10 protein-coding genes and 1 pseudogene are annotated in these 12310 nt (G+C 70.8%); 7 read left to right on the forward strand and 4 right to left on the reverse strand.

Annotated features, from left to right (window positions below; all coding sequences use genetic code 11):
• Positions 1-7: 7 nt before the first annotated feature.
• Positions 8-899 (reverse strand): annotated as a pseudogene (locus H5965_RS21850) (IS5 family transposase).
• 290 nt (positions 900-1189) lie between these two features.
• Between H5965_RS21850 and H5965_RS21855 the strand changes: the two are divergent.
• The 3 genes from H5965_RS21855 (at position 1190) to H5965_RS21865 (ending at position 3467) form a co-directional block, all read left to right on the forward strand.
• Positions 1190-1468 (forward strand): amidase family protein, encoded by a 279-nt coding sequence (locus tag H5965_RS21855; RefSeq protein WP_310971896.1) that lies wholly within the window; start codon positions 1190-1192, stop codon positions 1466-1468.
• Positions 1469-1480: 12 nt separating this feature from the next.
• A complete protein-coding gene (locus tag H5965_RS21860; RefSeq protein ID WP_310971897.1) occupies positions 1481-2221 on the forward strand; it encodes an alpha/beta fold hydrolase in 741 nt (246 codons plus the stop codon).
• A gap of 64 nt (positions 2222-2285) precedes the next feature.
• Positions 2286-3467: an MFS transporter gene (locus tag H5965_RS21865; RefSeq protein ID WP_310971898.1), complete on the forward strand. Its 1182-nt coding sequence runs from the start codon at positions 2286-2288 to the stop codon at positions 3465-3467.
• A 14-nt stretch (positions 3468-3481) separates the two neighbouring features.
• On the opposite strand, the gene H5965_RS21870 is transcribed toward H5965_RS21865, so the two are convergent.
• Together H5965_RS21870 and H5965_RS21875 are read right to left on the reverse strand one after the other, a co-directional pair.
• The gene (locus tag H5965_RS21870) at positions 3482-5401 is read right to left on the reverse strand and encodes a hypothetical protein (RefSeq protein WP_310971899.1); all 1920 of its coding nucleotides are present in this window, start codon (positions 5399-5401) and stop codon (positions 3482-3484) included.
• Positions 5402-5969: 568 nt separating this feature from the next.
• Complete coding sequence (locus tag H5965_RS21875) at positions 5970-6662, reverse strand: class I SAM-dependent methyltransferase (protein ID WP_310971900.1); 693 nt, start codon at positions 6660-6662, stop codon at positions 5970-5972.
• Positions 6663-6708: 46 nt separating this feature from the next.
• Here H5965_RS21875 and H5965_RS21880 point away from each other — a divergent pair, with 46 nt between their 5' ends.
• The 4 genes from H5965_RS21880 to H5965_RS21900 all read left to right on the forward strand — a co-directional run bounded on the left by H5965_RS21880 (position 6709) and on the right by H5965_RS21900 (position 11673).
• A complete protein-coding gene (locus H5965_RS21880) occupies positions 6709-7140 on the forward strand; it encodes a MarR family transcriptional regulator (protein ID WP_310971901.1) in 432 nt (143 codons plus the stop codon).
• Positions 7141-7368: 228 nt separating this feature from the next.
• A complete protein-coding gene (locus H5965_RS46200; protein ID WP_396136923.1) occupies positions 7369-8724 on the forward strand; it encodes a beta-1,3-glucanase family protein in 1356 nt (451 codons plus the stop codon).
• 284 nt (positions 8725-9008) lie between these two features.
• On the forward strand, positions 9009-10361 hold the full coding sequence (locus H5965_RS21895; protein ID WP_310971902.1) for a PHB depolymerase family esterase: 1353 nt from the start codon (positions 9009-9011) through the stop codon (positions 10359-10361).
• Between the two features lie 31 nt (positions 10362-10392).
• Positions 10393-11673: an RICIN domain-containing protein gene (locus H5965_RS21900; protein WP_310971903.1), complete on the forward strand. Its 1281-nt coding sequence runs from the start codon at positions 10393-10395 to the stop codon at positions 11671-11673.
• 20 nt (positions 11674-11693) lie between these two features.
• On the opposite strand, the gene H5965_RS21905 is transcribed toward H5965_RS21900, so the two are convergent.
• Positions 11694-12305, reverse strand: coding sequence for a M15 family peptidase (locus tag H5965_RS21905; protein WP_310971904.1), 612 nt, complete (start codon positions 12303-12305; stop codon positions 11694-11696).
• Positions 12306-12310: the final 5 nt, after the last annotated feature.

A 12310-nucleotide genomic window follows, 5' to 3' on the forward strand; every position in this document is an offset into this window, starting at 1 on the left:
AAGTGGGTCAGAGCCACTCGTTGATCGCGGCGACGTGCACGGTGGCCTCGTACCGAACCGCGAGCTTGTCGTAGCGAGTGGCCACGCCGCGATGGCGTTTGAGCCGGTTGATGCCGCACTCCACCGCGTGCCGCTGCTTGTAGATTTCGGGGTCGAAGGCTGGTGGTCGGCCGCCCTTCGACCGCTTGGCCTTGCGGTGCGCGTCCTGGTCGGACTTGCTCGGAATGGTTGCCTTGATCCCGCGACCGCGCAGGTGAGCGCGGTTGGCTTTCGAGGTGTAAGCCTTGTCCGCCAGCACCCGATCAGGACGTGTCCGCGGCCGGCCAACGCCCGGACGGGGCACCCGGATCCCGGCCAGGACCGGAACGAACTGCGGGCTATCGCCACGCTGTCCCGCGGTCAGCACGACCGACAACGGCTTCTGCCCCTGCTCACACCCCAGATGCAGCTTCGTGGTCAACCCGCCCCGCGACCGGTCCAACGCATGATCCTCCGGCTCGACGGTGACCCCACCTGGCGGCTCGGCCTGCAGCTCCCCCTTTTCCGCGCCCCCGCCGCATGCTGATGCGCCCGCGCGATCGTGGAATCCACGCTGACATCCCACGTGATCCGCCCGCCGCCTCGGCCAGAGCCTGCAACGCAGTCAGAATCTGCTGCCAGACACCGGCACGTTGCCACCGCCGAAACAGGCCATAAACCGCTGCCCAGGACCCATACCCGTCCGGCATGTCCCGCCACGGAGCGCCGGTGCGCACCCGCCACCGGATCCCGTCGATCAACTGCCGTCTGCTCCACAACGACGGCCGACCCGGCCGCGACGGCACGGGCAACAACGACTCCAGCGCTGCCCACTGCTCGTCGGTCAGGTCGAACCGCCTCGTCGCCGCTAAGGTGTCCACGAGGTCTCCGGTGTTCAGGTTCTTCTTGGTCGACGAACCAACTACCGGAGACCTCACCCATGTCGGCCACCGACACGCCCAACACCAGCTCACCAGCCCGAGACGACTTCGATACAGGCCCTAGACCGCTGGTGGCCGGGCGGCAGCTTCGCCGACGCGGTCGAGCGGCCTCCCGCGCGGCCACTGCGCATCGCCGCCTGGACCGATTCGGGGCTGGAGGACGTCCGGCAGCACCCGGAAGCGGTCCGGGCCGTGGAACGCACCGCGGTGCTGCTGCGGGATCTGGGGCCGTGACGAACGGGCCACCGGTCCCGATCGGGCACTTCCACGCCGGTGAGGTGCCGGCGGTCGCCGACACGATGCTGGCCTGGTCGGCCCCGACACCGTGGGCCAACTTCACCGGCCGGCCCGCGGTTTCGCTGCCGTCGCACCTCGACGGCGACGGCCTGCCGCACGGCGTGCAGCTCGTCGGACGGCGACACGACGACGCGGCACTGCTCGCGCTGGCCGCACAGCTCGAACGTTCGGCTCCGTGGAGCGAAGTCCACCCGTCCTGCTGGGACCAGTGAAAGGCCACACCGATGAAAACGCACCCGAGACCCAGCCACCTCGACCCCGGCCGCGGACTGACCGAGGAGTTCGTCGCGCTGCCCGGCGGACGGCGGCTGCGGGCCGTCACCGCGGGCGGCGGCGACGGGCCGCCGGTCGTCTTCGAAGCCGGGATGAGCGCGCCCGCCGCGTCGTGGGTGCACACCCAGCGCGAGGTCAGCGCGCACACCCGCACGCTGGCCTACGACCGGGCCGGCTACGGCGGGAGTGATCCGGACCCGCGGGACCGCACGCTCGAGCGGCTCGCGGACGACCTCGCCGGCCTCCTCGACGGCCTCGGGGAGACCCGGCCCGCCGTCCTCGTCGGGCACAGCTGGGGCGGGCCCGTGATCCGGCTGTTCGCCGAACGCCATCCGCACCGCGTCGCCGGTCTGGTCTTCGTCGACGCGACCGTCGCTGAGATCATGGGTACGCGCGAAGCCCGGCTCGCGGCCTGGTCCTTCGGTGTCCTGGTGCTGCTCGCGCGCCTCGGCGGGCGGAACCTGCTCCGGACCGTGCCGCGTGTCTCCAGCACCATCGAAGCGTCCGATGTGGACATCATGTTCCGGGACTACGCCTGCGTTCGCGCGATGCGGGCGGGCCGCCGCGAGGCCGCGCAGATCGTTCCGGCGCTGGCGACGATGCGACGCCTCCAAGCGGCCGGAACGCCGGACGTGCCGACGCTCTGCCTCCGAAGGGGCGCGTTCGCGTGGTCGAAGGCACCGGCCACCTGATCCCGCAGGAGGATCCGGAGATCGTCCGCGACGCGATCCTCGAGATCGTCGAAGCGAGCCGGCGATGATCCCCGACGCGGTGGTCCCGCGCACCGCGACGGCCACCCCCGCCACCGGGCAGGGGCGCCTCATCGGCGCACTCGTCGGCACGAACGCCGCCGGGTACACCAGCATCGCGGTGCCGATGAACCTGCTGCTGGTCACCCACCTCACCGCGATCGCCGGTGCCGGGGCGACCTCGGCGTTCAGCCTGGTCACCGGGATCGGCGGCCTGGTGGGGCTGCTGGCGAACCCGCTCGGCGGGCGGCTCAGCGACCGCACGGCCGCCCGGTTCGGCCGGCGCCGCACCGGGATCCTCACCGGCGGGCTCGGCGCGGCGATCGTGCTCGTGGTCCTGGGCTGGACGACCGAGGTCTGGCAGGTGGCGCTGGGCTGGGCGCTCGTCACGACGCGGGTGATGTTCCAGCTCGCCGCGAGCGCTGCGCTGGCCGCCGACCAGGTGGCTCCGGAGCGGCACGGAGCGGCATGGGGCGTGGTGGCGTTCGTGGCGCCGGCCGGCCCGGTCGCGGGGTTCGCCGCGGTGAGCGCGCTCCCGGCCGTGGCCTGGCTGCAGTGGGCCGTGGTCGGCGCGCTGAGCGCGGTGGGCGTGCTCGTGACCGTGCTGCTCGTGCGGGATCCGCAGCACCGAGCACCGGCCGGCGAGCGACTGAACCCGGCGGTGATCCTGCGTTCGTACTGGGTGAGCCCGCGCAAGCACCCCGCGTTCGGCTGGGCGTGGGCGGTGCGGTTCCCTGGCCTTCGTGTTCACCCAGCGGTTCGCGGTCGCGGCCGACGCGGATCCGGGGGTGATCTTCCTGCTGACGCTGATCGGGATCGCCTGCGTCGCCGTGACGGCCTGGCTGACCGGCTGGCTCTCGGACCGGATCCGGCGGCAGAAGCCGTTCGTGCTCGCCGGCGGGGTCGTGCTCGCCGCCGGGCTGCCACGGACTTCGCGCTCTGCCTGCAGATGCTGCCGGACCCCGAATCGGCGGGCAAGGACTTCGCGGTGCTCAACATCGCGAGCACCCTGCCGGTCGCGGTGGTGCCCTTCGTGGCGCCGGCCCTCCTCGCGGCCGGTGGGTTCTTCGCCATGTTCGCCTGCCTCGCCGTGTTGAGCGTGGCCGGAGCGGTGTGCGTGCTCCGGGTGCCCGACATCGGCCAGGAGGGGCAGCCGCGCTTCGCGGCGATCACCGTGAAGCGCGGCTGACGGCGCGGTTCCTCTCAGCCGATGCCCTTCAGGAACAGGGACTTCGCCGTGCTGGTCTTCGTGTCGTCGACGCCGTGTCCGTGGGTGTAGTCGCGTTGTTCGTTGTGGGCCCAGTCCGTGATCGGCTTGCCGCCCACGTCCAGGTGGTGGAACGCGGAGCCGTCCCAGCCGAACTGGTAGATCTTCGTGTGGTCGGCGTAGTACGGCGTGTCCGTCGCGCCCGCGGTGATCTGCTTGGTCATCGTGTTATTGAAGAAGACGTTGCGCGGGCCCGAAGAGCCGGACCACTTGACCGCCTTCTGGCCCGTCGACCAGTAGATCGGGAACCAGCTCGAGTCGTCCGGGGCGTCACCGCCTTCGTCGCCGCAGTGCGCGGTGCAGTTGCCCGAACGGTGGGCGTAGGAGACCTTGTTCGTGTTGTTTTCGAACAGGTTGTTGCGTTCGTAGCCGCCGTGGATGTTGAAGTCGGAGTCGATGTCGTTGCCGATCACCACGTTGCCTGACGCCGACCATTGGAAGGTGAAGTGCCGGAGGTCGCGGGTGGTGTTGCCGGCGTAGAGCGAGTCCCACACGCGGGAGCCGCGGAAGTAGCCGTTACCGCCCTTGCCCTTGTTCCACGAGCCGTCCAGCTCGTTGTTGACGATCTGGAGGTTCTTGGCCTCCTCGGTGACGATCGGGTGCGAGCCGGTCATGCTCGCGTGGATGCCGCGGACCCAGGAGTTGGCCGCCCACTTGAAGACGATGCCGTGCATGGCCAGGCTCGGCGCGAGGTTGCCGTAGTTGTCCTTGGCCTGCTCCGGTGTCACGCCGGGGGGCGTGGCCTGGCCGAAGGAGAAGTCCTCGAAGCCGACCCCGACGACCGGGTCGACGATCGGCGCCGCCTTCGACGCGTAGGTCGTCCCGTCGATCGGCGCGGAACCGTCCGAAGTGGAATCGACCGGGACGTCGTACTCGAGGGGCTTGTCGAGGGAGACGGTGTGGTTGCCGGAGTCGACGGCGGTGATGGTGAACCACTGCTGGCGCATGTGCAGGTTCTGCAGCGGCCACGTCGTGGGCACCGCGTTCATCGACTGGTAGAACTTCATGGTGTTCGCGGCCCGGATGTTGATGAAGCCGCCGACCTTCATGTTCGTCGTCTTGGCGCTGGTGGCGAGGTAGACGGTCCGGTCGCCGGTGCGGGCCGCGAAACCCTTGTCGCCGGGCTTGTCGCGGAGCTTCGCGCCCACCTTCCAGTGCACGTTGATCGTGCCTTCGAAGATGTCCTTGCGGTTGGCCGGCGCGGACCGGTACTGACTGGCGTAGCTCGGGTCGACACCGCGCGACTGCACGCGGAACAAGCCACGGCCCGGCCACAGCCAGCCGCCGGAGCCGTCCTCGTAGTTCATCTCGTGCTGGTCCCACTGGTCGCCGTCGGGTGTCACGACGTCGTACTCGGTGTTCTTGTCGGGCCGGTAGAGGAACTTCGTCCGGTCCATGCCGGCGCCGCGGAGGATCAGGTAGTTCGCGTCGACGTGGATCTCGCGCGTGACGTTCAGCGTGCCGGCCGGGAAGGAGATGAGGCTCAGCTTGCCATAGTTCGCCGACGGCGAGCAAGAGGTGTGGATCTTGTCGATGGCCGCCTGGATGCCGGCGGTGTCGTCGACGCCGTCGTCCGGCTTGACCTGGTAGGTGGTGGCGAGCTGGTTCGCGGTGATCCGGCAGCTCGCGCTCGGGTTCACCGCGCCGGCGCCGGGCAGGTCCTGCCCACCGCGGAAACCGGCTTTGCTCCAGTCGTACAGGCCCGGCACCGGTGCCGCGCGGTTGTTCACCGACGTGTCGAGGGCGGTCAGCGCACCCGGACCGGGCGCGGCGCCGGCGGGCCACGACGGCCCGGCGACGCCGATGGTGGCGCACAGGAAGACCGCGACGGCCGCGGCGGTTTTGTGGCGTGACAAAGAAACCTCCGAGAAGACGTGGGAAGACGCCTGCCGGTTGCGGCCGCGGCAGACGCTCGCGAAGCGTCGATGGGGTGGCAGCGAGCGGCTGAAAAGTCAGCGGCTGCGGGGATTCCTGCCGGCGGTGAGGGCCGGGGCGATGGCCGGTCTGCGCAAAGCTCCTCCATGGCTGACTGGTTGTTCACCAGGACTGCGTGAAGGCGGCGGTGCCGGGAACACTACCGGCTGGAGCCCGGTTAGTAAAGTTACTTTCCAAACTAAGCCGCTGACCGGATGATTCAGGCCGGCCTCCACCACCTCACGACGTCGGTGGCCACCTCCTGCGCCCGGCGGGCGCCGGTTTCCAGGGCGGCCTCGACGAACCGCACGTCGAGCAGGTCGGCGGGCGACCGGTAGTAGGCCAGGCGCCGACGACCGACCCGGCGGAGGTACCCACGACGAGGTCGCTCCCGGACACCGTGAGCCCCGCCGACCCGAGCTCGTGGAGCAGGGCGGCCTCCCACGACGCACCGACGGGTCCGCCGCCGCCCGGCACGAGGGCGTTCACCGGCGTGGACCCGGCACGACGTCACGGCCGGGGCAAGTGTGCCGACAGCAGCCAGGCGGGTGCCGACTTGCGGCCGTTGCCCTCGTCTCGGACGTCGCTGCCGGCGAAGTCCGAGAAGTTCGGGAAGTTTTCGGGAACGGCGGCGTGGATGCGGGCCGGCCGGATCTCGTCGATCGCCCAGTGAGCGCCCACCACCTCCCGCAGCTCGTCCGCCGAGACCGGGTTGACCTTGCCCGAGGGCACGGTCGCGCTGTCGAACACCAGCACGAAGTAGGACGCGCCGGGCGCCGCGGCGCGCACGATCGATTGCTGGTACCCCCGGCGTGCCTCGACCGGCATCGAGTGGAACAGCGTGCTGTCGACGATGGTGCCGAAACGACCGTCGTAGCCGGTGAACGTGCTGATGTCCGCGACCGCGAAGCCGGCGGCGGCCAAGCCGCGCCGGGCGGCTTCCGCGCGCGCCAGCTCGATCGCGGTCGGCGACAGGTCCAAGCCGACCGTCGTGAAGCCCCGCTCGGCGAGGTGGAGCGACGTCGCGCCCTCGCCGCAGCCGGCGTCGAGGACTTCACCGTGGAAGGCGCCCGCGTCGATGAGCGCGGCGATCTCGGGCTGCGGCTCGCCGAGGCTCCACGGCGGGCGCAGGCCCGGCCCCATCTCGGGCGCCTGGCGCCGATAGGCGGATTCGAACAGTGCGTCACGCGGTGAGCTCGTCATGCGGCCCAGAGTGTCAACCAGGTTGATATATGTCAACATGGTTGACATGGAAAGCGTCCGCGACGAGCCGCTCGGCTACCTGCTGCACCGGGTGACGTCGGCCTTGCGCGCCGAGGTGGCCGCCACCGTGCTCGAGCCGTCGGAGCTGGCGGCGCCGGAGTACTTCTGCCTGCGGATGCTGTCGCGGTCGCCGAAGTCCAACGCCCAGCTGGCCCGCGAGGCCCAGGTGTCGCCGCAGGCGATGAACAAGGTGGTCCGCGAGCTGCAGGAGCGCGGCCTGGTGACGCGGCCCGCCACGGTGCCGGCCGGGAGGTCGTTGCCCGCCACGCTGACCCGTGCGGGCGCGGCCATGCTGGCACGGCTCGAGCCCGAGGTGGCCGAGGCGGAGGACCGGGTCCTGGCCAACCTCGGCGAGCGGGACCGGCGCGAGCTCCGGCGGCTCCTCGTCGCGGTCGGCGAGGTGGGGCCCCGGCGGTGATCCGTCGGCCGGCTCACCCGGGAGTCAGAGGTTCGAGATGGAACCGGTTCCGAGGATCGCCGGACGGTGCGGATCTGTCAAGGGTTGACAAGCCGGGTGCGGTGGTATGAACCTTCTTGACGATCGTTCCCGCCGGCCCATCAGGGCATCCGCCCGGCGCTCAGGACGAGCCGGACCACGCCGTCTCACCGGCGGCGGGTCCGCCGCTTGGCCAGCCAGGGAGGAACCATGTCCAGAACCATCCTGCCGCGGCGCCGTCGCCACGGCACCCGCTCGGCGATCCTCGCGGCCGCCCTCGCGGTGGCCGCGCTCGGCCTCGCCGTCCCGATGGCGAGTGCCGCCGACACGGTGATTTCCCAGGGGAAAGCGGTCACCGCGTCGTCGGTGGAGAACGCCGGCACCCCCGCGACCGCCGCGGTGGACGGGAACACCGGCACCCGCTGGTCGTCGCAGTTCAGCGATCCACAGTGGATCCGGATCGACCTCGGCGGCGCCGCGACCGTCAGCCAGGTCGTGCTGCGCTGGGAGGCTGCCTACGCGACGGCGTACCAGATCCAGCTGTCCGACAACGGATCCGATTGGTCCACTGTGTACCAGACGACCGTGGGAACCGGCGGCACGCAGACCCTGAACGTGACCGGTTCCGGGCGGTACGTGCGGTTGTACGCGACCGCGCGGGCCACCACCTACGGCGTCTCGCTGTGGGAGTTCCAGGTCATCGGCACCGGCGGCGGGACCACCCAGCCCGGGGCCGGCGTCCCGCCTGACTCCTTCTGGGGCGACACCAGCAGCATCCCGGCCGCGCGGAACGTGCTCACGGTCAAGGTGCTCAACCGGACGAACGGCAAGTACCCGGACAGCCAGGTGTACTGGAACTTCGGCGGCCAGACCCACTCGATCGCCGAGCAGCCGTACATCGACATGCCGGCCAACTCGGCCGGGCGGATGTACTTCTACCTGGGCACGCCGAACGGCCAGTACGCCGACTTCATCGAGTTCACCGTCGGCCCGGACGTGTTCAACGGCAACACCACCCGGGTGGACGCGTTCGCGCTGAAGCTGGCCATGCGCCTGCACGCGCACGACGGCTACGACGTCCAGGTCGGCGACGACTACCAGACGTTCCAGGAGGACCGCTCGGCCACGTTCGCCAAGTTCCAGGCCGAGGTGCCGACGGAGTTCAAGGGCCTGGCGACGGTGAACGCGCCGTACCGCATCCCGGCGCCGGGGAGCGCTCCGGACTTCCGCACCGGCGGCAAGTACGCGAACTACTTCACCTCCTACGCCCAGTCGGTGGGAGTCAACGAGCCCACGTCGAACATCACCGGCTGCGCCGGATCACTGGCCGGCAACCCCGACATGTGCGCGGCGCTGAACCGGCACACGGCCCACCTGCCGCAGTCGCAGTGGCAGGACCCGTCGCGGTACTACCAGGCGGCGCCGGCGAACTACTACGCGAAGTTCTGGCACGACCACGGCATCAACCACCTCGCCTACGGCTTCCCGTACGACGATGTGGCCGCTCAGTCCTCGTTCGTCTCGCACGGGGACCCGCAGTGGCTGGTGGTCGCCGTCGGCTGGTGACCGGGGGAGGCGCCCCGGGTTCGAGCGACCCGGGGCCGCCACCGCCCGGATGGAGACGACGGGACAACGGCGCTCCACATTTCCGATGAGGTGCGAAGAAGGGCCGTCCCGAAATTTTCGTTGCCGGTATCGACGATTTCTCCGGCGGAAGGCCGGCGGGCGAAATCGTTCGGGACAAGTAACTTTCACCAGCGATCGCATGATCGTTGACCTGTCGGGCGACCACTCTTATCGTGGCATTCCTGTCGGCCGGTGGATCCGGCGACGAGGGCGGAGGAATGTCGATGAAACGGGTGATCCGCGGTTTGCTGGCGGTGGTCCTGCTGGTGCCGCTGACCGTTGTGGCCGCATTCCTGACCGCCGGTTCCGCCGCGGCCGCCTCCTTGACCAGGGTCACCGACTTCGGCACCAATCCCACCAACCTCGGCATGTACGTGTACGCGCCCGACTCGCTGGCGGCGAAACCGGCGCTGCTCGTGCTCGTCCACTACTGCGGTGGTTCGGCGGGCGCGATCTTCAACGGCAACGGGCACGACTACGCGACGGCGGCCGACCGGTACGGCTACGTCGTCGTCGTGCCCGAGGCCACCCGGGACGGGCACTGCTTCGACGTCTCCACGAAGGCGGGCCTGACCCGCAACGGCGGCAGCGACTCCACCGGGATCATGTCGATGGTCGCGTGGGCCCGGCAGCACTACAACGTGGACCCGGGCCGCATCGTCGTCAGCGGTTTCTCCTCGGGGGCCATGATGACGAACGTCCTCGCCGCCGAATACCCGGACGTGTTCTCCGCCGGCGTCGCGTTCTCCGGCGTGCCTGCGGGGTGCTTCGCGACCGCGGACGGCTCGTTGTGGAACAGCCAGTGCGCCGGCGGGAACGTCGTCAAGTCCGCCCAGCAGTGGGCCGATCAGGCGCACGCCATGTACCCGGGTTACACCGGCGCCTACCCCCGGATGCAGCTGTGGCACGGCGACCAGGACACGACGCTGGCCTACCCGAACTACGGCGAAGAGATCAAGCAGTGGACCGCCCTCCACGGGCTGAACCAGACTCCGTCGGCCACCGACCGGCCGCAGTCGTCCTGGACCCGCAACCGCTACGGCGACACCGGCAGCCACGCTCCCGTGGAAGGCATCGTCGTCTCGGGCACCGGTCACACCCTGCCGCAGGCCGGGATGCTCGCGTACGCGATTTCCTTCCTCGGCCTCGACAACGGCGGCAGCACCGGAACCCGCAGCGGCCCGGTGCGCTCGGTCGCCGCGGGGAGGTGCCTCGACGTGCCGGCCCGGTCGACGACGCAGGGCACCCGGTTGCAGCTGTGGGACTGCAACAGCGGGACGAACCAGACGTGGACCGCCACCGCCGCCGCCGAGCTGACGGTCTACTCCGGCGACACGCTGCGCTGCCTCGACGCCGAGGGCGGCGCCACCACCCCGGGCACGGCGGTGATCATCTGGGCGTGCCACGGCGGGGCCAACCAGAAGTGGCGGAGCAACGCCGACGGCACGGTGACCGGGACGCAGTCGGGGCTCTGCCTCGAGGCCGCGGCCGGCTCGACCGCCAACGGGACGGCCGTGCGGCTGGGCACCTGCAGCGGCGGCCAGAACCAGAAGTGGACCGTCCCGGCCGCGCAGTGACCACGGCAGCCCGCGACGAGGAGGACCCCCGATGCGGCCCCATCTCCGGCGACGTGGCGCGGGGCTCCTGGCCGTGCTCGCGATCGTGCTCGGGCTGACGACCGTCGCGCCGGCGTCGGCGGCCGACAACCCGTACCAGCGAGGACCGGATCCCACCCCGGCCGGCGTCGCGGCCGACCACGGCACGTTCGCCACGGCGCAGACGACCGTGCCGAAGGGCAACGGGTTCGGCGGCGGGGTCGTGTACTACCCGGCGGACACGAGCGCCGGCACCTTCGGGGCCATCGCGATCGCGCCGGGCTACGGCACGGAATGGCGGTGGTACGCGTGGCTGGGCCCGCGGCTGGCCTCCTTCGGGTTCGTCGTGGTCGGCATCGAGACCAACAGCCTCGACGACTACGCCGACGCCCGGGCGGACCAGCTGCTCGCCGCACTGGACTGGCTGGTGACGAGCAGCCCGGTGCGGGACCGGGTCGACCGGAACCGGCTCGCGGTGGGCGGCCACTCGATGGGCGGCGGCGGTGCACTGGTTGCGGGGACCCGCCGGCCGGCTCTCCTGACCGCCGTCGGGATGGCTCCCTACGTGCCCGGCGGAAACCTGTCCGGCATCAAGATCCCCACCGTGCTGTTCGGCGGTCAGACCGACACGACGGTGACCCCGTCGTACCTGGCGAGCGCCTACGCCACCGTCCCGCCCACCACCCAGCGCGCCTACCCCGAGATCGCCGGCGAGGGCCACGGCTTCCCCGCCGGGGGCGGCGGCGGGAATTCCGGCGCCTTCGCCCGGGTGATGATGGTGTGGTTGAAGGTGTTCATGGACGCCGACACCCGCTACGCGCCGCTCCTGTGCCCGTCGCTGTCCGACATGCGGGGGATCTCCGAGTACCAGGCGAGCTGCCCGCTCGGCCCCTCGGGCGGGACGCCGCCCCCGCAGACGTACCGGCTGGTCAACGTCAACGCCGGCCGGTGCCTGGACGTACCCGGCCAGTCCCAGGCGAACGGCACGCAGGTGGCGCTGTGGGACTGCAACAGCGGGGCCAACCAGCGGTGGACGCTCACCGACGGCAAGCAACTGCAGGTCTACGGCAGCAAGTGCCTCGGCGCCGACGGCACCTCGCCGGGGGCGACGGCGGTCATCGGCGCTTGCGCCGGCGGGACGGCCCAGCAGTGGAACGCCGCCGCCGACGGCACGATCACGAACGTCCGAAGCGGACTCTGCCTGGACGCTTCCGGCGCCGGAACGGCCAACGGCACCAAGGTGATCGTGTGGACCTGCAACCACGGCGCCAACCAGCAGTGGACCCGGAACTGACCCGCGGCGGCCAGGAACCGTTACAACGGACGGACTCGGAGCGCGGTTCGCGGCAGCTCGCGGTCCACGGGCCTGACCGCGATGTAGAACAACGCCTCGTCCACGGGGTTGTCGTCCCCGCCCCAGCGTACGACGCCTCCCAGGTCCGCGAGGATCGTGCGGATCGCCACGACCTGCGGCGGGTAGAAGCCGCCGCGGGACCCCGCGGGGTAGTGCCCCGGACGGATCTTGACCGCGGTGCCCGAAGCCAGGTTCGACTCGGGCAGCGCCGGCTTGACCGTGGCCGGAGGGCGCCAACCCGCTACGTCACCATCGCGCAGTTCGTCCACGTCGCAGTGAAACCGGTGGACGACGTGCGCCAGCACCGCAGCCACGAAGCCGATGCGCAGGGGCACTCCGGACAACGGCGTGCCCGGTACCGGGCGCGTGTGGATGTTTCCGCGGCCGTCGGCGAGTTCCTCCATCTCCCAGCCGTTGTGCGATCGAGCTCCGGTCAGCACGCCGTCCGGGTTCGCTTCCCGGCGCCCGATCGCCTCGTCCGTTCCGGCGCCCGCTGATGTGGGCGGCAGTACCACCGTTGCTCCGGTCACCGCCGCGGCGATGAGGAACGTCCGGCGTCGCAAGGTTGTCACCTGTG

The organism is Amycolatopsis sp. 505, from assembly GCF_031625235.1.
GTDB lineage: Bacteria > Actinomycetota > Actinomycetes > Mycobacteriales > Pseudonocardiaceae > Amycolatopsis.